Origin of the sequence: Bombella sp. ESL0380, assembly GCF_009725805.1 — a bacterium.
Classification (GTDB): domain Bacteria; phylum Pseudomonadota; class Alphaproteobacteria; order Acetobacterales; family Acetobacteraceae; genus Bombella; species Bombella apis.
The window spans coordinates 19,113-41,406 of record NZ_WNIH01000007.1; the positions used below are offsets into that span (position 1 = coordinate 19,113).

25 protein-coding genes and 1 other RNA gene are annotated in these 22,294 nt (G+C 59.5%); 10 read left to right on the forward strand and 16 right to left on the reverse strand.

Annotation, left to right across the window (positions count from 1 at the left end):
* Positions 1-82 precede the first annotated feature (82 nt).
* The 3 genes from GM608_RS07655 (at position 83) to GM608_RS07665 (ending at position 2,045) form a co-directional block, all read left to right on the forward strand.
* Complete coding sequence (locus GM608_RS07655; protein WP_081562898.1) at positions 83-1,003, forward strand: tetratricopeptide repeat protein; 921 nt, start codon at positions 83-85, stop codon at positions 1,001-1,003.
* Positions 1,004-1,092: 89 nt separating this feature from the next.
* A complete protein-coding gene (locus tag GM608_RS07660) occupies positions 1,093-1,770 on the forward strand; it encodes an LON peptidase substrate-binding domain-containing protein (RefSeq protein WP_043558892.1) in 678 nt (225 codons plus the stop codon).
* Positions 1,771-1,862: 92 nt separating this feature from the next.
* Entirely contained in the window at positions 1,863-2,045 is a 183-nt protein-coding gene (locus tag GM608_RS07665; RefSeq protein WP_043558894.1) for a Trm112 family protein, read from the forward strand.
* A gap of 29 nt (positions 2,046-2,074) precedes the next feature.
* Here the strand turns inward: GM608_RS07665 and GM608_RS07670 are convergent, their stop codons facing one another.
* The gene (locus GM608_RS07670) at positions 2,075-2,449 is read right to left on the reverse strand and encodes a hypothetical protein (protein WP_249090248.1); all 375 of its coding nucleotides are present in this window, start codon (positions 2,447-2,449) and stop codon (positions 2,075-2,077) included.
* A 63-nt stretch (positions 2,450-2,512) separates the two neighbouring features.
* On the opposite strand from GM608_RS07670, the gene GM608_RS07675 reads away from it, so the two are divergent.
* Positions 2,513-3,175 (forward strand): tyrosine-protein phosphatase, encoded by a 663-nt coding sequence (locus tag GM608_RS07675; RefSeq protein WP_043558901.1) that lies wholly within the window; start codon positions 2,513-2,515, stop codon positions 3,173-3,175.
* A 21-nt stretch (positions 3,176-3,196) separates the two neighbouring features.
* Here the strand turns inward: GM608_RS07675 and GM608_RS07680 are convergent, their stop codons facing one another.
* From GM608_RS07680 to GM608_RS07720, 9 genes are all read right to left on the reverse strand, one after another.
* The gene (locus GM608_RS07680) at positions 3,197-3,664 is read right to left on the reverse strand and encodes a helix-turn-helix domain-containing protein (protein ID WP_043558903.1); all 468 of its coding nucleotides are present in this window, start codon (positions 3,662-3,664) and stop codon (positions 3,197-3,199) included.
* A 91-nt stretch (positions 3,665-3,755) separates the two neighbouring features.
* Entirely contained in the window at positions 3,756-5,291 is a 1,536-nt protein-coding gene (gene lnt / locus GM608_RS07685; protein WP_081562900.1) for an apolipoprotein N-acyltransferase, read from the reverse strand.
* Positions 5,292-5,303: 12 nt separating this feature from the next.
* The gene (locus GM608_RS07690) at positions 5,304-6,134 is read right to left on the reverse strand and encodes a GNAT family N-acetyltransferase (RefSeq protein WP_193599755.1); all 831 of its coding nucleotides are present in this window, start codon (positions 6,132-6,134) and stop codon (positions 5,304-5,306) included.
* 128 nt (positions 6,135-6,262) lie between these two features.
* Positions 6,263-6,790, reverse strand: coding sequence for a Fur family transcriptional regulator (locus GM608_RS07695; protein WP_043558908.1), 528 nt, complete (start codon positions 6,788-6,790; stop codon positions 6,263-6,265).
* Between the two features lie 120 nt (positions 6,791-6,910).
* Entirely contained in the window at positions 6,911-7,330 is a 420-nt protein-coding gene (locus GM608_RS07700) for a MucR family transcriptional regulator (RefSeq protein WP_043558914.1), read from the reverse strand.
* Positions 7,331-7,794: 464 nt separating this feature from the next.
* Positions 7,795-8,238: a ribosomal protein S18-alanine N-acetyltransferase gene (gene rimI, locus GM608_RS07705; protein WP_333645342.1), complete on the reverse strand. Its 444-nt coding sequence runs from the start codon at positions 8,236-8,238 to the stop codon at positions 7,795-7,797.
* 62 nt (positions 8,239-8,300) lie between these two features.
* Entirely contained in the window at positions 8,301-8,966 is a 666-nt protein-coding gene (tsaB, locus tag GM608_RS07710; protein WP_227656476.1) for a tRNA (adenosine(37)-N6)-threonylcarbamoyltransferase complex dimerization subunit type 1 TsaB, read from the reverse strand.
* A 20-nt stretch (positions 8,967-8,986) separates the two neighbouring features.
* Positions 8,987-9,613: a malonic semialdehyde reductase gene (locus tag GM608_RS07715; protein ID WP_086431546.1), complete on the reverse strand. Its 627-nt coding sequence runs from the start codon at positions 9,611-9,613 to the stop codon at positions 8,987-8,989.
* Positions 9,614-9,619: 6 nt separating this feature from the next.
* The gene (locus GM608_RS07720; RefSeq protein ID WP_043559316.1) at positions 9,620-10,183 is read right to left on the reverse strand and encodes a NifU family protein; all 564 of its coding nucleotides are present in this window, start codon (positions 10,181-10,183) and stop codon (positions 9,620-9,622) included.
* Between the two features lie 182 nt (positions 10,184-10,365).
* Between GM608_RS07720 and fbaA the strand changes: the two genes are divergently transcribed.
* Positions 10,366-11,484: a class II fructose-bisphosphate aldolase gene (gene fbaA / locus GM608_RS07725; protein ID WP_248630768.1), complete on the forward strand. Its 1,119-nt coding sequence runs from the start codon at positions 10,366-10,368 to the stop codon at positions 11,482-11,484.
* Between the two features lie 12 nt (positions 11,485-11,496).
* Here fbaA and GM608_RS07730 read toward each other — a convergent pair whose 3' ends face one another.
* Positions 11,497-11,799 (reverse strand): hypothetical protein, encoded by a 303-nt coding sequence (locus GM608_RS07730; RefSeq protein WP_333645343.1) that lies wholly within the window; start codon positions 11,797-11,799, stop codon positions 11,497-11,499.
* Positions 11,800-11,802: 3 nt separating this feature from the next.
* Positions 11,803-12,708 (reverse strand): FAD-dependent thymidylate synthase, encoded by a 906-nt coding sequence (thyX, locus tag GM608_RS07735; protein WP_333645344.1) that lies wholly within the window; start codon positions 12,706-12,708, stop codon positions 11,803-11,805.
* 143 nt (positions 12,709-12,851) lie between these two features.
* On the opposite strand from thyX, the gene ssrA reads away from it, so the two are divergent.
* The 3 genes from ssrA (at position 12,852) to GM608_RS07750 (ending at position 15,098) form a co-directional block, all read left to right on the forward strand.
* Positions 12,852-13,175, forward strand: a transfer-messenger RNA (tmRNA) gene (ssrA, locus tag GM608_RS07740).
* Positions 13,176-13,310: 135 nt separating this feature from the next.
* Entirely contained in the window at positions 13,311-13,964 is a 654-nt protein-coding gene (locus tag GM608_RS07745; RefSeq protein WP_052348957.1) for an SspB family protein, read from the forward strand.
* Between the two features lie 15 nt (positions 13,965-13,979).
* On the forward strand, positions 13,980-15,098 hold the full coding sequence (locus tag GM608_RS07750) for an AbrB family transcriptional regulator (protein WP_081562903.1): 1,119 nt from the start codon (positions 13,980-13,982) through the stop codon (positions 15,096-15,098).
* A 113-nt stretch (positions 15,099-15,211) separates the two neighbouring features.
* Here the strand turns inward: GM608_RS07750 and GM608_RS07755 are convergent, their stop codons facing one another.
* Both GM608_RS07755 and GM608_RS07760 read right to left on the reverse strand, forming a co-directional pair.
* Positions 15,212-16,069, reverse strand: a complete 858-nt coding sequence (locus GM608_RS07755) for a hypothetical protein (protein ID WP_043558923.1) — start codon at positions 16,067-16,069, stop codon at positions 15,212-15,214.
* 71 nt (positions 16,070-16,140) lie between these two features.
* Positions 16,141-16,359, reverse strand: coding sequence for a hypothetical protein (locus tag GM608_RS07760; protein WP_043558926.1), 219 nt, complete (start codon positions 16,357-16,359; stop codon positions 16,141-16,143).
* 256 nt (positions 16,360-16,615) lie between these two features.
* Here GM608_RS07760 and GM608_RS07765 point away from each other — a divergent pair, with 256 nt between their 5' ends.
* Together GM608_RS07765 and GM608_RS07770 are read left to right on the forward strand one after the other, a co-directional pair.
* Entirely contained in the window at positions 16,616-17,821 is a 1,206-nt protein-coding gene (locus tag GM608_RS07765; RefSeq protein ID WP_052348959.1) for a transglycosylase SLT domain-containing protein, read from the forward strand.
* Positions 17,822-17,846: 25 nt separating this feature from the next.
* The gene (locus GM608_RS07770) at positions 17,847-18,404 is read left to right on the forward strand and encodes a DUF1643 domain-containing protein (RefSeq protein WP_333645345.1); all 558 of its coding nucleotides are present in this window, start codon (positions 17,847-17,849) and stop codon (positions 18,402-18,404) included.
* A gap of 58 nt (positions 18,405-18,462) precedes the next feature.
* On the opposite strand, the gene dld is transcribed toward GM608_RS07770, so the two are convergent.
* Positions 18,463-20,178: a D-lactate dehydrogenase gene (dld, locus tag GM608_RS07775; RefSeq protein WP_154981031.1), complete on the reverse strand. Its 1,716-nt coding sequence runs from the start codon at positions 20,176-20,178 to the stop codon at positions 18,463-18,465.
* 171 nt (positions 20,179-20,349) lie between these two features.
* On the reverse strand, positions 20,350-22,242 hold the full coding sequence (gene mutL, locus GM608_RS07780) for a DNA mismatch repair endonuclease MutL (protein ID WP_333645346.1): 1,893 nt from the start codon (positions 22,240-22,242) through the stop codon (positions 20,350-20,352).
* Positions 22,243-22,294 lie beyond the last annotated feature (52 nt).

Below are 22,294 nucleotides of genomic sequence, written 5' to 3' on the forward strand. Positions count from 1 at the left end.
CTTGCCTCCATGCCCTGTGGAAACAATTTTAACTGGAGCGATTGTGACAGACTCCCCCGCCAGCTGACAGAGGTTGCCAACCATGACAGAAGCCCTTTTCCCCTCCAGCAGCCCCTCCCGAACCATGGAGGTGGACCAGTCAAACTTCATGGAACAGGTTGTCGAGGCCAGCAGGAACACGCCGGTTCTTGTGGAGTTCTGGGCGGCCTCATCCGCTTCCTGCAAAAAGCTCTCCCCCGTGCTGGAAAAACTCGTCCAGACCACGGAAGGCCGGGTGAAGCTGGTACGGCTGGATGTAACCGCCAACCGGCCACTGGTCAGCCAGCTGGTGCAGATGGGCCTGCCCATACAGTCCATCCCGGTAGTGGTTGCCTTCTGGCAGGGGCAGGTACGGGACCTCCTGCAAGGTGTACAGCCGGAAAGCGGTATCCGGGCCTTCATTGAACAGCTCCTGAAGGACAGCGGGCAGGCCATGCCCGTTGCCGAACAGCTGAAAATGGCTGACTCCGCCCTCAAAGAAGGTGAGCTGGCTGAGGCCACCAACCTCTACGCCGCCGTGCTGGAAAGTGAACCGGAGCATCCGGCAGGGTGGGCTGGGCTGATCCGCTGCATGATCGCCATGGATGACCCGGAAGGCGCAGAAGAAGCAGCCTCCCAGATTCCCGAATCCATTGGCGGGGAGCCCCTGATCACCAGCGCCCTGAGCAGCCTGAAACTCTATCAGGAAGGCCGGGACAGTGCCGGAAGGATCGATGAAATCCGCCAGAAACTGGAGCAGTCCCCTGACGATGCTGCCCTTCAGACAGAGCTGGCCAAAGCACTGAATGGCACGGGCCAGCGGGAGGAAGCGGCCCAGCGCCTGCTGGACATCATCGCCCGGGACAGGGAAGGAGCCGGACAGGCTGCCAGGGCCGAACTTCTGAAATTTTTTGAAGCCTGGGGCATGGCAGACCCCGCCACCCTGGCGGCACGGCGCAAACTGTCCTCCCTGTTATTCTCATGACCGGATGATCCGGCACAGACACGACCATATGCAGGGAAATGGTCCATCCATGATGCAGTCCCTGCCTGCCCCGCTGGAGGAGACGCCCCATGCCTGATGCCCACCACCCTGCCCATGACACACCCTGCGGCTCCAGACGCCGGATCCCCGTCCTGACAGACATGACACTGGCGGACCTGCCCCCCCGAATCGGCCTGCTGCCCCTGGGCAGCACGATTCTTCTGCCGCAGGGGCAGCTTCCCCTGACCATCTTTGAACCCCGCTACCTGACCCTTCTGGAAGACTGCCTCGCCCAGCATCGGCTCATCGGCATCATCCAGCCCTCCGAAACGGCCCGTTACGGCGACATGGCCCCTCCACTGGAACATGTCGGCACCATAGGGCGGGTAACCTCCTTCATGGAGCAGGAAAGCGGGCAGTTCTTCATCACCCTTACAGGGGTCTGCCGCTTCCGCCTGCTACAGGACAGGCTGACTGACAGGGGCTGGCGGGAAGGGCGCATCAATGCCATGCCTTTCTCCCACGACCTGCTGGAGAACCCTTCCCTGAATCTCGACCGTGAAGACCTTTCCATCGTCCTGAAAAACTATGGCGAGCGCCATGCCATGGCCATCAACTGGGAAAATCTGAAGAAACTGGACGACAACACCCTGCTGACGATGCTGCCCATGCTGCTCCCCTTCTCCGCCGGGGTGAAACAGAAACTGCTGGAATGCCCGGACACGACGGAACGGGCCAGCCACCTTCTGGACGAACTGTCCCGCTAGGCGATGAGCATGCCATCATGTAAGGCTGGTTCCCTGTCTCAGGGTGCTTTCAGGTACCCTTCGCCCCCAACCGCATGGACTGAAAAATCATCATGACCCACACATCTCCATCCCCAGAACTGCTGGCCCGCCTCGTCTGCCCCGTCACGAAAGGCCCCGTGCATTACGACCCGGCCAGCAACAGCATCATCAGTCCCCGGGCCGGACTGGCCTTTCCCGTACGGGATGGCATCCCCGTCATGCTGCCGGAACAGGCCACGAAACTGGAGGACTGATTCCTACCCGTCCCTGACGGATCGCCGATCTATTTCTGCCTAGGTGCAGGAGCCCCGTAAGACGCCTCGGTATGGGTCTGTGCAGGGAAATGCGGCAGATCATCACCACCAGCGCTGCCACCTTCAGCCGTATGAACAGTCCGACCGGAAATTTCATCTGGCGTGGGCTGTATGGCCTGCACCATGGGCACCATCCCGCCTGAATAAGGCGGCATGGGATGATGAAGCTCCCGGAACGGTTTTCTGGGATAGGCCTCCGTCATGTCCGCTTTGGGCAGGTGCCGGACAGGGGCATCATCTTCTTCCGTCGCACAGCCTGCCATCAGGGTACAGCCCAGCAGACAGGGCCACAGGACCCGGCATACCGGACGGACAGACAGGACAGGGGGAAAAGGCAGCCTCATGACCTTCACCCTATAGCACTTCTGCCCAATTGACGAAGACCCACAGGCGTGAAAAGAACAGACATGTTCAAAGGTACCCTTTCCACCCCTGCACGGCGGCTGCGCGCCTGGCACGACGCCCTGTTTGTGGACCATGCCATCTTCCGGTTGGTCTGGACAAATCTGGCCCCTGTCGTGCCGGGACGTGTCTGGCGCAGCAACCATCCCACACCGGGCCGACTGCACCGCTGGCGCAGGACATTGGGGCTTGTCATGGTCATCAACCTGCGGGGACACCGGCAATGTGGTGCCGATGCCCTGGGGCGGGAGGCCTGCCAGAGACTGGACCTCCCCTATCTCGACATGGCCTTCGAGAGCCGCAATGCCCCCCACAAGGACCGTATTCTCCGCTTCCATGAGCTCTATGAAAAAGCCCGGTTCCCCCTGCTGCTACATTGCAAGTCCGGAGCGGACAGGGCCGGGCTTGCCAGCGGACTGGTGATCCTCTTTGAAGGTGGAACGGCCGAAAATGCCCTGAAGCATCTGCACTGGCGCTTCCTGCATTTCCGTCGGTCCCGCACGGGAATTCTGGATGCCTTTTTCCAGCTCTACCAGAAAACGGCAGAAGGTCGTCTGCCTTTCATCGACTGGGTGAAACAGGAATATGACGAAGAAGCGCTACGGAACGCCTACAGGGCCGGGCGCTTCAGCGCCTTTCTCAACGATGCCATCCTGCGGCGAGAGTAGCCCTCTCCGCTTCCACCCCCCTCATCTGGACCGTCTGGCCACATCCCGGATGAAATTCATGAGCTGCTGACGGATCTTCTCCTCCCGGATACTGTAATAGGCCTGTGCCAGTTCCATTGTTTCCGGCAACATGAGCAGCTCTATACCGCTCCCATTTTTCTCCTGGGGGGCCTCAGCCATTTTCTCCCCGCCCCCATCATCCTTCTGGAAGGGAGCCTGTTCTTCCTGAAGATTCCCCGGTCCTGCTGCGGGACTGGCGAAACCATCCAGCTCGTCAAAAAAGAAACCTACCGGCACTTCAAGAACCTGGGCCAGCTCATACAGACGACCCGCCCCGACGCGGTTTGCCCCACGCTCATATTTCTGAACCTGCTGAAAAGTGATACCAAGTGCCTTGGCCAGTTTTTCCTGTGAAAATTTCCGCAGCCCCCGAAGAAGCCGGATACGTTTGCCAACATGTGCATCGACAAACGACGCTAGTTCTGTCATCAATCACGAACCTCAATAAAAATCAGGTCAAAAGGTTTCTACTCTTCATCGAAAGTGGTTAACAATAAATTATATTTTCAATTTTTTCAGGCTACACCGATCTGCCCTTTTCATAAAACCACCGCCCGACGAGAGCGGCCCCCACAAACAGCAGAGACATCAGCGCCGGTATCCAGCGCCCCAGCAAAGCAAAAAATGTTTTTGCTTCCGGTCCCGGAAGAGGGCGTACAAGCACCTGTTCCCTGCCCCATTCCGTTCGCCCAACTTCCCTGCCACGGGCATCATAAATGGCAGACACACCACGGTTATTGACAAAAACAACCGGCAACCCTTCTTCCACGGCACGCAGCCGCCCTGTTGCCAGATGCTGCCTCGGCCCGGCACTGTTGCCATACCAGGCATCGTTGGAGATCGTCAGCAGCCAGTCTGGCCGCTGCCCCGGTGCCACAACACCACCAGAAAACACGATCTCATAACAGACCATGGGACCGACACGACCAACCTGTGGCAGGTTCCAGGTTATCAACCCCGGGCCCGGCACCACCTCGGCCGGCAGCAGGTGGAAGGGCAGTATCCAGGGGTCATACTCTCCAAACGGAACCAGACGGCTTTTGTCATAAATGGCCTCTATGTGTCCATCCGGGGCCAGAGCCATCAGGCTATTGTACCAGCGATCCACACCGGCGGCACGCCTGTCCGACCCGAGCAATACCGGTGCCCCGGAGGCAGCGGCGGCAATGGCCTGCCTTGCCCAGCCTTCCTCCTCCAGAAGACCGGGGAAAGCAGATTCCGGCCAGACGACAACAGCCGGGCGTCCCGGCACCAGGCGCTGCGCATCTCTCACGCCCTGCGCTGTCAGCTCCAGATAAGACCGGAACTGTGAAACCGCATCATCCCGCCCCAGCACCTCATCTTCTGTCACGTTGCCCTGCACAACCACGACAGCCGGATTGACATGCCCCGGCAGAACGGCCTCATGCCCAGCACGCCATGCCCCCCAGCCACACCAGAGACCTGCACAGGCGACCACGGCCAGCAGCCCCCGCCGCCCCTGCCATACGGCCAGTGAAGCCAGCACCAGCAGAAGCGTCAGCCCATCCACACCGATCAGGGACGCTGGCTGAATGAGCCAATCCCCCAGCCATCCTGGGACTTCCAGCGCACTGCCCAGAGGATTCCAGGGGAAACCGGAAAAATAGAAAACCCGGGCCATGTCGGCCAACGTCCAGCTCCCGGCGAACATCGCCACACGTGGCCAGCCCGGCGGTACGGAGCGACAGAGCAGGGCCGGAACCATCACGAGAGGTGCAATGAGCAGCGCAACACCAGGCGCTGCAAAAGGCACCACCCACCAGAACTCATGCACCCGGGTCAGGATTGCATTGGTCAGCCAGTAAAGACCCGCCGTATGATACCCCATCCCGAAAAGGAATCCCCACAGGGCAGCCTGTCTGTGCCCCGGTGCGGCACAGACAGCCTTGTAGAACAGCCCCAATGCCAAAGGCAGAATCGGAAAAAAACAGAGCGGTGGCAGAGCCAACGCTGCCACCGCCCCCAGAACCAACATGAAGACGGCGCCGCGCCACCCTCCCTGCTGTGGAAGGGAGCACAATGCCTTCACCACCATGGAAATCCCTTGTTAATCCAGCGCGTCCTTCAGACGACGCTCATAATGACGGTAATATTTGTCAGCCAGCAGCTCACTCTTGACGAGCACGGCCACATCCGTGGTGTTGAACTGTTCATCCACCACGGCACCATCACCAACATACCCACCAAGACGCAGATACCCCTTGATGAGGGGTGGCAGCTTGCTGAGGCAGGTGCGGCGGTCCAGCGTGGCAGGGTCTGTCCGGCACATGCTGACATAGCGCTCTGGCAGGGCCCGAACCCGCAGGGCGGGCGGCGCCAGATGGTTGTGATACAGCCATGTCAGCTCATCACTCATCATATCCGGTGATGTCCCATGCAGGCTGGCACAGCCAAACAGCACGTCAATCCTGTGCAGGAAGATATAGGAGGCTATGCCCCGCCAGAGCAGCTGCATGGCCGCACGACCACGGTAATCCCGTGCCACACAGGACCGCCCGACCTCCAGAAGGCGACCGGGGAAATCTGTCAGACAGGAGATGTCATACTCATCCGCCGTATAGAAACGGCCACCTTCCCCCAGCGAATCGGAACGCAGCAGACGATACGTCCCCACCACGCTGTCTGCACCACCACCACGGGCATGGTCCACCACAAGAAGGTGATCTGCAATCTCGTCGAAGCGGTCAGAATCCAGACGGGTCCGCAGGGCCTCCTCACTGGGATGAGCCCCCATCTCGTCAAAGAACACACGATAACGCAGGGCCTGTGCCGCACGGATCTCTTCTTCCGTCGTGGCAAGCCTGACACCCAAGCTGCCGCCACGCAGTTCCTGAAAACCGCCTTCACGGTTCAGGGCAAGAGTCGCCAGGGTATCCATCTGCCGCTGCGTTTTCTCGCTGCTGATGAATCCCCCCGCCTCCGGCTGCTCTGCATTACAGGAAGGGATGCATGCATCCCCAATGGTATCTGACGGCCTCTTCCCGGTCATACGAAATCAGTCACTCCTTATGCCCGGCCTGTTGGACTGGACCTGTTCCCATCCTCGGGAGCGGCATCTTTCTTCTTTTCGGGTGCCGTACGCCGTCCGAAAAGCTCCGCCCGGTGAGACATGAGATCAAACCCCAGTTCCGCAGCAATCTTCGCCAGCAGGCCGACCAGTTCATCATTCTCGAATTCGATGACGTTACCACTATCAATATCAATCAAATGATAATGATGCCCATTTTCACTGGCTTCGTAGCGGGCACGGCCCCCGCCAAAATCCCGGCGTTCCAGAATTCCTTTTTCTTCCAGCAGGCGGACTGTCCGGTAAACGGTAGCAACGGAAATGCGGCTGTCCAGTTCCGAAGCACGGCGGTACAGCTCCTCCACATCCGGATGATCCTCCGCCTCCGAAAGGACACGGGCAATCACCCGCCGCTGTCCGGTCATCTTCAGACCATGCTTGACGCAGAGACGTGCAATGGGCGAATCACCCACAGTATCCCCGGACGCAGCACCCTCGCGCCCCATTTTTTTTGTGCTCATCACCATACTGATGATCTATCCGATTATGATACGGTTTGTCCAATCCACATCATAATACGAAACGCACCTCCTCCATCATGCAGACTCAACCAGGTCTGTCCTGAGAAACAGGACAGACCATCCTGATTACCCCTCGCTCCCTTCACGGCGGCGGCCAAGACCGATGCGCCGTGCAAGGGAAGAACGATGATTGGCATAGTTGGGAGCAACCATCGGATATTCCGGCGGCAGCCCCCAACGCTCACGATATTCCTGCGGTGTCATGTTGTAGGCTGTCTTGAGGTGACGGCGCAGCAGCTTCAGCTTTTTACCGTCTTCCAGGCAAATGATATAATCGGGGAAGACCGACTTGCGGGGCGGTACGGCCGGTACCGGTTTTTCGGGCTCTGCCTCCACGGCAACACCGGCCCCTGCAAGGGCACCGTGCACCGAACGGACAAGGTCCGGCAGAGTTTCGGCAGCAACATCATGACTACTCACATACGCCGTGACGATCTGTGCTGTCAGCTGACGCAGGGCCTGTGTTTCTGTCTCAGACGACGACATAAAAAACCTATCTCCCAAGAAATTTAGTTCGACCTATAACGGATTGTAGAAAAAGACAACAAGAAAAACCGTTTCTGTAATAGTAAACACTTGTTGATAAGATAAGAAAATCCACAACATAGACAGAAATTCTTACAAAATCACGACATTACATAAGAGAACTTCTCCCTTCCGCCTGCGCTCAAATAACACCATTTATCACAGGGAAATACAGGCGCCCTACAAAGATCATGCTGTTTTATAAGGAATATTCATCATGAATGACATGACAAGTCTTATAGAAGGCTGTTACCTAGAGCAGACAAGGAAAGACGTTACAAGAACATAACAGCTGCAAGATCATATACATGATGACCTGCCATTACAGGCATACCACACAGCCTGACCGCCCCTTGTTCAACAGCTATTCCAGCATTACACGGCCCATACGTCGTGCCATGCAAAAGAAAACAGGGTATGACCTGTCAGGGCGACCACCTCAAAAGACGGGCATCCTCACCATCGTCGTAATAACGACGCCGCACCGCTACCTGCTGAAAACCGCACCGCCCATACAAGGCAAAAGCGGCTTCATTACTGAGCCGCACTTCCAGAAACAGGGTGGCTGCCTCCTGTCGGGCCCGATTGATGAGATGGGAGAGCAACCGATGCGCCAGACCCTGCCGCTGCCATTGTGGATGCACCCCCAGAGACAGGACCTCACCTTCATCCAGCACATGACGGCTGATGATGAAACCCACAGGAACATCACTCACGCAAACCAGCCAGGCCTCCACACCCGGCAGGGCCAGAATCTGCCCGCAGGCTGTCTCATCCCAAGGGTCACGTCCCGAAAAGGCCGCATGATGCAGGGCCGACACGACACGGGCTGCCTCTGGCCCCACAGCCACCAGCTCAGGCCCCTGCACGTCTGACCGGACCTCCCTCTGGCCATCATGATCCGCCCTGTCCGGACAGCCCGTGCCAGACATCACTGCGGTGCCGGTCTCAGACCACCTGCCGGGGGTTTTGCCTCCGGGGGGTCCACATAAAGGGGTTCAAGCGGGTAGGCCTCGACCGTCCCATCATCCAGACTCTGGCAGGCGGCCCTGAAAATGCCTTCCGCCGTCGGAGCGGCATGAGGCAGGCGGACCACGTTATTCCCCAGAACACCACAGCCTGTCTGGCCACTCAGCTCCGGCAAGGCATCATCCCCATGGACGGCATCACCTGCCACGACCGGCCAGCTCCCCGGCTGAATCTCGCCTACCGGCAGGGCACAGGCCTCCCGCCCCGGCGCATCCACAAAAACCCGCCCCCGACGGGCAAGGCACAGGATAGTGGCCTCATCATGCTTCATGGTCGCCCGCAGTGCATCACCCAGCCGAACACCTACGCCCCGACAGGACCATCCCCGGACCAACCCTGCTGCAAGGGAAAGAGACGCTCTCAACCCCGTAAAAGAGCCCGGGCCAACCACAGCCACCACCATCTCCGGTGGTTCTTTCCAACCGGTCCGGGCCAACATGGCCTGCACGGCCGGAGCAAAACGTTCCGAAGCACCACGCCCGGACAGCACCTGTTCATCCACCACCTGGCCATGTTCCAGCAGGGCGATCAGATTGCTCTGCCCCCGTCCGGCTCCCGCCCCGTTCATGACGAGACACCGCCCCGGCATCACAGCCACAGGCAGACTTCCTCATAAGGCAGACGGGGTGCCCGGGGAGAAGATACTTCCCCCCCGGGATAACCCAGTGCCACGAGGAAATTGGCCCGCCAGCCCTGCTTGCGGAAACATTCCTCCTCCACCATCACGGCATCAAAGCCGGACATGGGCCGCACAGCCAGCCCCAGCGCACGGGCTGCCATGATAAGATAGGCCCCCTGAAGGGTACCGTTGCGAAACGCCGTCTCGTCACTCAGCCCGACATCAGCCGCATACCAGTCCCGCAGGCCGGGCATGGGGTTGAGAGTCTCGAATTTCTCGAAAAACAGGGGATCATACCCGACAACAACCAGCACCGGCGCCGTCATGGCCATCTCCGCATTGCCCAGAGACAGGGCAGGCCGGATTTTCTGCCGGGCCTCTTCCGTCTTCAGGAAAGCGAAGCGGGCCGGTGAGCAGTTGCCCGATGTTGGCCCCATCCTGAGCAGATCGTAAAGACGATGCAGGACATCATCACCCACTGGCCGGTCAGAAAAACAGTCTGCCGTGCGGCAGCGTGTAAAAAGCTCCTCGGCCAGAACAGGGCTGGAGACCTCTCCTTCTGCCGGCTGCCCCTCCGGGGCTGGTGATGATGTCATCAGCTTTTACTCCTCTACAGGTTCAACCGCCGTCACCTCCGGGATGTAGTGACGGAGCATGTTCTCCACGCCGTGCCGCAATGTAGCCTTGGAAGACGGACAGCCAGAGCAGGCGCCCTGCATGCTTAGATAGACGACACCTTCCCGATAACCACGGAAGACAATGTCCCCCCCATCGCTGGCCACGGCCGGACGGACCCGTGTATCCAGAAGCTCCTTCACCCGGGCCACGATCTCGCTGTCCTCGGGAAAGATGTCAGCCTCCGGGGCAGCGATGTCTTCTGCAAGGGCTGGCTTCCCGCTTTTGAAGAAATCTGTCAGGGCCACCAGCACCTGCGGACGCAGTGCATCCCAGTCGGCTCCATCATCCTTCGTGACAGAAACAAAATCACTTCCCAGGAAGACACGCTTCACCTCGGCCATACCAAAAAGAACATCTGCCAGAGCAGAACGCCCCGCCACGACCCCGGCCTCTGCAAAATCGACAGGGGACCGGTCGCCCGTCACGTCACGACCCGGCAAAAATTTCAGTGTCGCCGGGTTGGGAGTATCTTCAGTTTCAATCATCATAAGATCATTCTGTGTCATGAACGCCTCTCTTATCAGATACCCGATGGAATGAGCACCCTCTAACGCAACTCTACCACTTTTGGACCTTTATAGTCCTATTTACAGACAGTATGTATATCAGACTGGCAGAACAGGCTACCTCTGCCACGTTCCCCCTTCTCCAGCTCCACCCAAGAGGATCCATGACACCCCCCTCCACCGCACTCCCTGCCAACAGCATGTCGGCCATTCCGCCGGGTGTGGCCACTGGCGGTGCATACCGTACCCTGCTCCGGGCCTGCCAGATGGGGGGCTATGCCCTTCCGGCTGTCAATGTCAGCAGTTCATCCACTGCCAATGCAGCTCTTGCCGCAGCACGGGCCAACAGGGCTGACATCATCATCCAGATTTCCGCCGGAGGGGCCCGCTTCTACGCTGGCCAGTCCCTGCCGGATGAGCAGCAGGCCCGGATTCTGGGGGCTGTGGCTCTGGCACGGCATGTCCATCTTCTGGCCCGCCATTACGGGGTAGCTGTCATCCTCCATACGGACCACGCCAACCGTCCCCTGCTGGGCTGGATTGACGGGCTCGTGGAGGAAAGCCGCCGCCACCACGAACAGACAGGCCAACCCCTGTTCTCCTCCCACATGCTCGACCTCTCGACAGAACCGGTCGCCGACAACATCGCCACGGCAGCGACCCTGATGAAAAAACTGTCCCCTCTGGGAATCGGCCTTGAGATCGAACTGGGAATCACGGGGGGAGAAGAAGACGGCATTGGCAACGAGCTGCATGGCACCGGACCGGCTGACCATCCCTCCCTCTATACAAGTCCGGAAGATGTTCTGACCGCATGGAAGACCCTGTCCCCTCTGGGGATGCTTTCCATCGCTGCCTCATTCGGGAATGTTCACGGAGTCTACGCCCCCGGCAATGTCCGCCTCCGCCCGGACATACTCCGCAGGTCCCAGGCTCTCGTGGCCGAGCGGCTCCAGACGGGCCCCAATCCTGTTCCTCTGGTCTTCCATGGCGGGTCTGGATCGGATGAAGACGCCATAAAACAGGCTGTCAGCTTCGGGGTCTTCAAATTCAACATCGATACAGACACCCAGTTCGCCTACGCACAAGGTGTGGCCCGTTACATGCAGGAACATGAAGAAGCCTTCGCCCATCAGGTCTCACCCGTAACGGGGCGGCCGCTGAAAAAACAGTACGACATCCGTACCTGGATGAAGGCCGGAGAGGACAGTTTCATCCAACGGCTGACAGACAGTTTCCGTGTACTCGGGGCTCAGGGGCGCAGCATGGCCCGCCAGCCCTGACCGTCCGCTCCATCAGCGGGCAGATGGAACCGCAGCCTGTTTCTGACAGGAAACCGTCTCCACCGCCCCTTGCCCACAAACAGGCAGAGGGCCATGCCGCCCCGGCAGGGGCCAGAAAATCTCAATACCCAGAGAGACAAGCATGAGCAGGGCTGCCAGCAGCACCCATGGCAGAAAACGTGGCCTGTGACCCAGAAGAGGCGGGATACCCGTCTCCCGCTGGAACCGGCGCCCTTCCTCCAGCAAAGCCGCTGAATCCGGGACAGGACCAGCAGGCCGGTCTTCCTCTTCAGGGAAAAGGTCAGAGCCGGACACGTCTCAGCCCTCCAGAACAGCCTGCATCTCTGCCCATTCCCGCTTCGTCAGGCCGGATGTTTCCTGCGTGACACTCTCCCCGGCAAGGCGGCGGCGCAGCACCTTCAGCATCCCGGCAGAGAAGCTGTAAGCTCCGAGGCGATAATCCTCAAAAGCCTGTGCCGTATGCGGTACCCATGCCTTGAGAATCTCGATCATCTTCTGGGCATAGACACGGATTTCATACTGGGCATGTGGGTCGGACCGCAGCGCCAGAAAATGCATCAGATTATGGAGGTCAATCTTCCAGTACCACTGCGTGTAGGTGTTGAGTGTCAGATTGATGCGGGCCAGTTCCCGGGCCACACCCAGCCCCTCCGGGTCGAGCAGCTGCTCATAGTCGCCATAACATTGCAGGGCATCCCGCTGGAGAATGGACAGCACCTCTGCCGCTGTCTCTGCGCTGAGGGTCTCGCCCCGCCCCTGATTGTTGACCTTGCTCTGCGCAGCAATCTGCGTGGCATCGGGCAGATAGAACTCCCTGTCCAGTACGGAATACCGGGCAGAATATTCATTCACGCTGGCCATGCGGTGACGAATCCACTGCCGGGCGACAAAAAGTGGCAGTTTCACGTGAAACTTGATCTCGCACATTTCAAACGGTGTGGAGTGACGATGCCGCATCAGATAGCGGATGAGCCCGGCATCTTCCGACGTCTTCCGTGTTCCTTTGCCGTAGGACACACGGGCCGCCTGCACGACAGCCGAATCATCCCCCATATAGTCCACGACACGGATGAAACCATGATCCAGCAGCGGGAAAGGCTCAAAAAGAAGTGCCTCCATGGCCGGAACGGTCGGCCGCACCGTCTGGTTGGGGGCGGCACGCACGGCCTCTATTTCGGAACGCTGCTCGTCTGTCAGGGCCATGACTTCTCTCCCGCTCATCTGGCTGTGCCGGGCTATTATCCACGGAAGTGGATCAGCACGGCCATCCACCTCCCCCAGCTACTGAATGTAACCATAACGGTGACAGATGTAACCGCCCAGATGGCAGAAGGGAAGGCCCGTTTCACCTTGCCATACCGGACATAACTGCCTATATTTGTCCCTGCCGGAGGCTTCGGCCTTGGCTATGGCGATAAACGGTAGATGGAATAAGTGTTGTGGACCCGGGGGCAGTGCCCGGCGTCTCCACCATCAGCCTTCCAGGCTGGCGCTATGGGGACGAAACAGGCTCGACACGCATGGTAAAGATCTACTTTTTGCCCGGTATTGTTCCGCCGTCATCGGGCTGACTTTACAAGTGCCAACGATAACTCTGAGGTGCTCGCTGTTGCTGCATAAGCGATAAGCGCGGTCCGGGGGGTGCACCGGGCAACAGAAGCCCCCCCACCTGTTTCTTTTCTGAAACACCATCCCACGATAAAAGGTCGGGCTGGAAAATATGCAACCCGGCCCCTTGCGATTTCATGCCGCCTGTCGCACACCTGAGGTAACTTCCCAGATGCAACAGGTGATGGTGCTGTTCCATGAGTGATGATACCAACGGCTCCGACGGGCTCGGCCCCTCCATGCCAGCCAGCCTCCTCCCTTATGACCGCTGGATGGAGGATGCCCAGCGTATCGTCATGATCAAGGCGCTGGACCATGTCAGCGAACATGGCCTCCCTGGTGACCATCATTTCTACATGACATTCCGTACCGACATGCCGGGAGTGGACATCCCCTCCCGCCTCAAGGATCGCTACCCGGAAGAAATGACCATCGTCCTGCAACACCAGTTCCAGAACCTGACGGTGGACCATGACACCCGGACCTTCTCTGTCGGGCTGTCCTTTGGTGGCATCCCCAGCACCCTGCACATCCCTCTGGGAGCGGTCACGGCCTTTGCGGACCCTCACATCCATCTCGTCATGCATTTCACGCCCCAGCAGCACATGGCAGATGCCGACACTCCGACAGACCCTGACCTCCACGGAGGGGACAAGGGCGGTCTGGCCGAGGTCCACACCTTCCACCCCTCGGCAGACGAACCGAAGGCACATGCCGGAACCAGTGCAGGCCATGACGGTGACTCCCATGACCAGGAAAATGAGGGGGCGAAGGTTGTCAGTCTGGCAGCCTTCCGCAAGAAACCCTCAGGCAATGATCCCTCTGGAACCCCTGATGACAGGGACCGCTGAGCAGGGACCGGGCGTGTGACCCTGTCCTCCCTCTCCTGGCGCTCCCATGGGTCACGATGGGCAGAGCTGGTCTTTTTTTCTGCCGTGATTTCCGGCCTCTTCATGCTGCTGCATCTGACAGCGGGCATGATGCTGGGCCCCATGGCGGCCGGCATCATCCTGTCGATCAGGAACCGTGGCGTCACCATCAAACCCGTTTTCTTTACCATGGCACAGGCCATACTGGCCTGTGTGGTCGTCAACAGCCTGACAGGCTCTGTCCTCCACCACATCATGTCCCACTGGATACTGGTTCTTTTCAGTGTCCTCTCCGTCATCCTTGTCAGTTTTTCCACGGGGGCCTGTCTGGCCTGGTTCGGGGTCATGCCGGGGACGACGGCCCTCTGGGGCACATCACCGGGCGCAGCCTCCACCATGGTCATGCTCTGCGGGTCTTTCGGAGCTGATACAAGGCTGACAGCCTTCATGCTCTATTTCAGGGTCATCATGGTTGCCGTTGCCACGTCCCTGATTTCATGGATCGTCATACGCACGGGCCACGCCACTCCCACGCCCGCACCAATGCGAGGCAACCTGCTACCTACACTGCTGCTTGTCGCCATCAGTACAGTCATCGGCCTCAGGCTGCGTTCACCAGCGGCAACACTTCTGCTGACCATTCTGACAGGTGCCACAGCCCAGCTGAGTGGCCTGTTCCAGATCAGCGCCCCTTTCTGGATCCGCATCCCGGCCTATCTGACCATCGGCTGGTCCATCGGGCTGCGTTTCACCGCACCCGTCCTGCGTTACGCACTCCGCTCCATCCCAGCGGTCGCCCTCTCCTCCATGACACTCATTGCCAGCTGCGCCCTGCTGGCCCTACCGGTAGCCCATTTCGCCCGGATTGACCTCCTCAGTGCCTACCTGGCCACAAGCCCGGGCGGGCTGGACACCATCATCGTCATCAGCGCCAACGTCCCGATTGCCCTGCCCTTCATCATTGCCATGCAGACAGCCCGGATGCTCGCTATCATCACGCTCGGGCCAGCCATTGCCCGTCCCCTTGGGCGATGGCTGGAACGCCATACCAGCCGCACGGCCGCCATGCCTGAGCAGATGGAGCAGCTGCCCCGCTCCCCTTCCACAAGCAAGTAACCCCGGAAGAGGGCACGGCCACGCCGCCTGCTGGCATGACGGCAAAGAAAAACCCTCCACGAAGGAGGGTTTTTCCATATTCCAGCACTGCCTGAATGGGTTGAGCCCCCATCCTATCTCAGAGCATCAAACTCACTGACTGCATCCGCCTGATAAGACCGGCGGGCCTTTTCGAGGTACTCTTCCCACTTCGGAACGTAATAGCCGTATCCAGCCGGATTCTGGAAGAACCAGTGACGCCAGGCATGGAAGACATGATCATGCTCACGATAGGCCGGATCATTCAGCAGATGCCGCGCAGCAGGTGGCTTGGCCGCATGAAAATGGACGATGGTAGCGTTGTCATCCACCCCCCAGTAAGGCTTCCAGTTGAAGCGGGCGGAAAGTGGGCTCCACTGTGCATTGTAGAAAATGCGCAGCAGCTCCTGATCATACCCAGCCACATGGTCCAGATTATCGCACAGGAAATCCACCATTGCTGGCAGGTCGCGGCGCATACGCTCGAGGTTCATCACCATGACCCCCGAGTTCATGTCCACGTAGTAATCCTGCTTGCCGAACTGCCCGCAAGCCGCAAAGATTTCCGGCGTGCAGAACTCGACCTGCGGGTCCTTCAGGAACATCACGTCACAGTCGGTGTACAGGACGTACTGGTCATCCTGCTCCAGCAGGGGCAGCTCCAGCCGCATGAAGGCACCAGCCGCCGTAAAAATGTAATTGGGCCATTCCGGTTTGAGGCGACGCTGGGCCTCCAGCAGGCGGTCATAGAAATGCAGACGGTGAAAAATGACATTCACCCCGGCAGCCCGCATCTCCCGCGTGAAGTCACATTCGTTTCCATCAAACACCATGTGCGGGATCAGCGTCGTATTCTCACGGGCCGACTGTACGGCAGCCCGGATACAATCAATAAAACCATGATCAGGGTCGTTGGACAGTGTCTTCTCTGTAATCGCAAAAAACCACTTCATCCCTCAACGCTCCCTGACACCCAGTCTCTCAGAATCATATGATCATTCATTCGCCATGCCCCACTGACACGTCACCAGTTCCGGGAAATCAGCCAGAACTCTTCGGACGTCAGCGTCACCGTCCCCTGTCCTGCCGTATCTGCGGCGGCTCTGGCAAGAGCATGTATACGCTCGATCAGGATCGTTTTGCGCTGATGCGCCTCAGAGGTCTCCCTCTCCCCGGCCAGCGTCTGCAGGGCCAGCTCGGCAGCACGGGCAACACGGCCTGCATCCAGCGCAGCGTAAGACATGATCTCGTCCTTCAATTCCTACCAATAAAACCATTCCCCCGCCTCGGGCAGGTACAGAACGGAGCAGCTCCAGCTGCCAGCCAATATAATCCCCTCTACAGTAGTCCCGTTTCCTTCCTTTTTTCAATCCCCTACCTTCCATTAAACCTCTTTTATAACGTGATCTTTACTTATAAAAACCAGGCTCCTCTCTGCCCTCCATCATTTCCATGATAGGGAGAGGAAGCTCACGCATGTCCCTGTTCAGGAAGCCCCCATGATACGCACTGCCCCGTCCTCTACCCTGCGTATGGTCCGCCTCTGCCTTGCCCTGCTCCTCCCTGCCCTTCTGGCAGCCTGCGCCACACGTCCCAGCGGCAACAGCCCGACCATGCCCGTGCTGGAGGAACAGGCAGACTATCAGGCCCATGCCCGCTCGCACTACACACCGCCCGGCCCGCCTGAAGACCCCTGGGGACCTTACATCAATGAAGCATCAAACCGTTTCGATGTGCCTGCTGAATGGATCAGGGCCGTCATGCATCAGGAATCAGGGGGGCATCTGTATGACCGTTATGGCAACTTCATCACCTCCACGCCCGGCGCCATGGGGCTGATGCAGATCATGCCACCCGCCTATGACGACCTGCGGACCCAGTACAATCTGGGACCTGACCCCTACGACCCGCACGACAACATTCTCGCCGGAACAGCCTATATCCGCCAGATGTATGAAATATACGGCTCTCCCGGCTTTCTGGCTGCCTATAATTATGGCCCGGGCAGTCTGGACCACTACCTCCGCCAGAACAGGGCCCTCCCACGGGAGACACGCAATTATGTGGCGGCCATTGCCCCCAAGATCATGGGCATCTGGCCGCATCAGCGCTCCCGCAATGACCTCATCGTGGCCCGCCATGACAGGACGGCGCAGGGGCCCGCCCGCATGGATACGGCCACACCTCTGGATGGTGGTGGGAGCTATGACGAAACCACCACGGCCGGACAGGCTGTCCAAACAGCCGAAACACAGGATATCCGGGCCGCATGGGCCGCCCGCGGTTTTTCCTCCCCTCAGCCGCAGCCAGCAGCTCCCATCGCCCGGCCCCATTCGCCTCCACCACGCTCCTTTCCGCCAGAACCACAGAGAAATACGCTGCGCATCCAGTCCATTCCCCTGGCTGATGCCCCAGCCAGACGGAGGGGAGCAACAGACATGCTGGCCGAATCAACCCATGACTGGGCCATCCAGCTGGGGAGCTATGCTGGTGAAAAACAGGCCCTCATGGTTGCCACACAGCTACGCCCCCGCATTACCCCCATTGCCGGCGGGGCCTCCGTCCATGTCATGCCCGTTCGTACGGCCAGAGGTACACTCTACCGGGCCCGGCTCATCAACCTGACGCACAGCCAGGCTACCGGGGCGTGCAGGCATCTGCGGGGGACCATAGACTGCCTGACAATTCCCCCCAACGCTCCCTGACCATCATCGGAGGAACACACGGGACATGCCGCACACACCACACCATGTCGGCACGGCCAGGCCACTCCGGCTCGCTGATGATGTCACCAGCACGGCCCTCTATGCCGGGCCAGGTGACTGTTACCGCTATACGCTCAGGCGTATCTGGAATGCGACAGGGCCCCTCATCATGTGGATCATGATGAATCCCTCTGTCGCCACGGAATATGGAGATGACCGTTCCGTGGCCAAATGCCAGCGTTACAGTCGGCAATGGGGTTATGGCGGCATGTTCGTGGGCAACAGCTTCGCCTATCGCTGCACGGACCAGAAACGCCTTCTCAAAGTTGCCGACCCCGTCGGCCCGGAGACCGACCACTACCTGCTGGACATGGCCGGACAGGCTGAACTCATCGTGCTGGCCTACGGCACCCCGCAGGCCAAGGAGCTGCGCTACCGGGGACCTGAGGTGGCACGGCTGCTGCTCCGGGCTGGTCACAGGGTCACGGCCCTGCGGCTGAGCCGCAAAGGCCATCGCCCCGAACACCCGCTCTATCTCCCGGCGGACCTTACACCCGTCCCCCTGACGGCAGACGATTTCTGATCCACCTCCCACCACGCAGACAGGGCTTTCCCGCAAGGGGAGGCGCGCCCATCTGGCTTCAGACGCTTTCTGCGACCCAATTTTTCTTCTTTGTCTGACGGCCAATGCCGGGATTCAAACAGTTGCAAGGATCGAGCGAGCGGTAATGGGCGGCCATGCTCTGCGGAGCATGATAGAGGTGCCCCACATTATGCTCGGCCGGATAACGGGCTCCCCGTTTGTCCAGTATTGGCCACATCATGGTCGTCTCAACTTCCATGGGGTCTACACCAGGCCTGACAACATAATCCTGATGCATGACATGGCAGAGGAAGTGCCCATAATAGAGCTTCAGCAGCAGCTGGTCGTCCACCTCCGGCGGAAGACGCTCCTGCCACTCCCAGTCATTGCGGCGCAGAGCGACATCCAGTGCCATCATGCCACCCGTCTTCCTGCCATGAACAGCCACATACCGGTTTGCTGCCCCCGCCGCCGCAAACCGGTGCAGAAAAGCCAGCGTCCCCTCCTGCGCCGTACACTCAAAGAAGGCACCCTCCACCTCCTGCCCTTCGGTAAAGAAGCTCTCCAGCCATGGGCGGACCTGCCGGGCCAGCGTGCCAGATACACGCAGCATGAGGTGATGGTCATATCTCTCGTGATAGGCCCTCATGCGGGCTGGCACCTGCGAAGGCAGGAACCGGCTGCCAGACTGCATGAGCAGGTCGCTCAGCCCGTCCGGTACCCATGAGAAACGCCGGGCGAAGGCATCCACACGAGCCTTCAGACGGAACATGAGCGGCAGATGTTTCGTTCCCAGAAAGCGGATCAGCGCCACGGTATCCCGCCCGTATTCATCCGCAATGGCAAAAGCATCCCGATGCATGTATTCACCCGCAACGGGCAGCTCCTCAAACGCCGTCAGAAGATGCCGCCGGACCTTTTCCAACGTATCGGTCCGGTTGGTGCCAAGATAGAAGACGGCCGTATCCTTCGCTGCCGGGAAGGTATCCAGCCGCACGGCAAAGACGATCAGCTTTCCCGCATTACCGGATGCCTCGAACAGACGGCCCGGGTCCGCATTGTAACGCCCCGGGGATGCCTCATCGACCTGGCGGATACGGTTGACGTAATCATCATCATGGGCCTTTCTCGTGCCCGACCAGTCCACATCATCCGGGCTGTAACGACCATGTTCCAGCGCATCCAGCACGGATTCTGCCACAGCTTCATCCGGGAAGCGGATGCCCAGATGATTGACCAGATTCAGCCTGCCCTCGGCATCCACCTGTCCATAGAGGGCCATTTCCGTATAAGCCGGACCACGCTGCACCAGGGCCCCGCCCGAGTTGTTGCTCACCCCCCCGAGGACAGAAGCCCCGATGCAGGAAGACCCGATGACCGAATGGGGTTCCCGCCCCAGCGGAGCCAGTTTTTCTTCCAGCTCGTAAAGATCCGCCCCCGGCAGGCAGACAACCTGTCGGCCTTCTCCCAGAAGCTGGATACCTTTCAGCCTGCGTGTGCTGATGAGAATGATCGGCCTGTCATAATCGTTGCCATCCGGTGTGGAGCCGCCCGTCAGCCCTGTATTGGCCGCCTGCATGAGAATGATGCGCCCTGATTCCACCGCCAGCTTCGAGACACGCCACAGCTCAACCAGAGAGCCGGGAATAACGACGGCTTCCACCCGGCCATCACCAAACCGGAACCCCTTGCGGTACCCGTAGGTCGCACTTTCCGAGGTCAGGACATATCTGGTGCCAACAACAGATTTCAACTCGCCAACAAGATCGACCATTCCATCCTCTTTCCGCCCCCTTCCTTCACGATCAACTCCGGGAAGGAAAGGGCACATCCATGAAACAAGATGTGACATTACCTCTTTCAATGCGATGAAAACCATAGAAAGGCCCTTTGGGCCGCCCTGTTTTCCTGTCAAAGAAATGTGAAATGCCTTTCGGCACCAGTATTACCTAGTCCGCCCGAAAAGTTTCTCCAGCCCGTCCTTGTCCAGCTTCAACCATGTCGGACGGCCATGAGGGCAGGTATTGGCCCGGGGATGCTGCTCCATGCCCCGCAACAGAGCCTCCATTTCCTCCTGCTTGAGAATACGGCCGGCACGGATGCTGCCATGACAGGCCATCCGGGCCATGATGGCTTCAAACCGCCCATCCAGACTGTCTGTCTGCCGGGCTGGCAGGTCAGGCATCTGCACGAGTTCATCCGCCACATCCCGCAGAAGGCCCGCCACGTCACTACCGCTCAATGGGGCGGGCAGACTGCGGACCAGAACGCTCCCACTGCCAAAAGATTCTATCTCCAGACCAAAACGGGCCAGCTCCTCCGCACATCGTGACAGCGCCTCGGCCGCCCCATGCGGCAGATCAACCACCTCCGGCATCAGAAGGGCCTGCGCCTGCACGGCCCCTTCAGCAAAACGGGCACGCAGGCGCTCATGGGTCAGACGCTCATGGGCAGCATGCTGGTCTGTCAGAATCAGGTCACCATCCGGGGCAATCGAGAGAATATAGGTGGCATGAATCTGCCCGATCGGCATACCAAGTGGCTGCTCCGGCTGTCTGCCGCCAACAGACGGATGAGGCACCTCCTCCCCTCCGCCATCTTCCACCTGCGCAACCCGGCCCGACGTCACATAACCCTGCTGCGGCTCTGCAAGGCCGGGAGCAGACTGCCGCTCCATCACGGCAGACGAAGCAAAACGGCGAACGGACGTCCCCAGACCAAGATCAGCCGGAGGAACGGCCCGGGCGCCCGTATGATCATATGAATAGGACGTACCCGGCACATTCTGCCCAATGGAAGCTGCCCGGCGGCCAATGATGCCAAGATCGGCCTGTATGCCTCCACCGTCCCCGGCGCTACGGGCCAACGCACGCCCCACAGCCCCAATGACAAAAGCTCTCACCTCGGCCTCATCCGCAAACCGCAGCTCTGTCTTGGCAGGATGGACATTCACATCCACACGATCAAGCGGAAGGCGCAGATGCAGCAGGAGAACAGGGAAACGCCCTTTCTCGATCACGGGCCGATAGGCCACCCGTATGGCAGTCCGCAGGATGGGGTCCATCACAGGGCGATTATTGACCAGCATGAACTGGCCGCTGCCTGTCCGCCTAGTTTCACCCGGACCACAGATATACCCGCCCAGCCGCATGGGGCCACGCTGCTCATCAACCGTCAGAAGGCCATCTTCGGGCACATCAAGAATGCTGGCCACACGGGCACGGACATCCTGCGGCGGCAGATTGAAGATCTCCCGCCCATCCATGACGAAACTGATGGCACAATCCGGCGCACTCAACGCCACACGCCGCATGACGGCTTCAGCGTGATTGCCCTCCACTCTGGCTGTCTTGAGAAATTTGCGGCGGGCCGGTGTCGCAAAGAACAGGTCCCGCACCACAACACGGGTCCCCACAGAACCAGCAGAAGGCACCGGCCCGCTGACAACACCCCCCTGCACGGAAAGCTCCCAGGCCGTTTCAGCCGTTTCTGTCCGTGATGTCAGGAAAAGGCGGGCACTGGCCCCGATGGATGGCAGCGCCTCCCCCCGAAACCCCAGTGTTTTTATGGCCGTCAGGTCATCATCCGGCAATTTGGAGGTACAGTGCCGCTCCACCGCCAAGGGCAGCTCCTCGGCTTCCATCCCCCGGCCATTATCCCGGACATCAATCAGCTCACAGCCGCCCCCCCGCAGGGTGACCTCAAGACGGGTCGCCCCGGCATCCAGCGCATTTTCCACCAGTTCCTTGAGCGCCGCCGCCGGGCGCTCCACCACCTCACCAGCGGCAATAAGATCCACAACATGGCTGGAAAGACGGCGGATGACAGGCCTCATCATGACTTCTCCTCAGACAGGAGGCAGAACAGGACGGAACACCAACCGCAAAAGG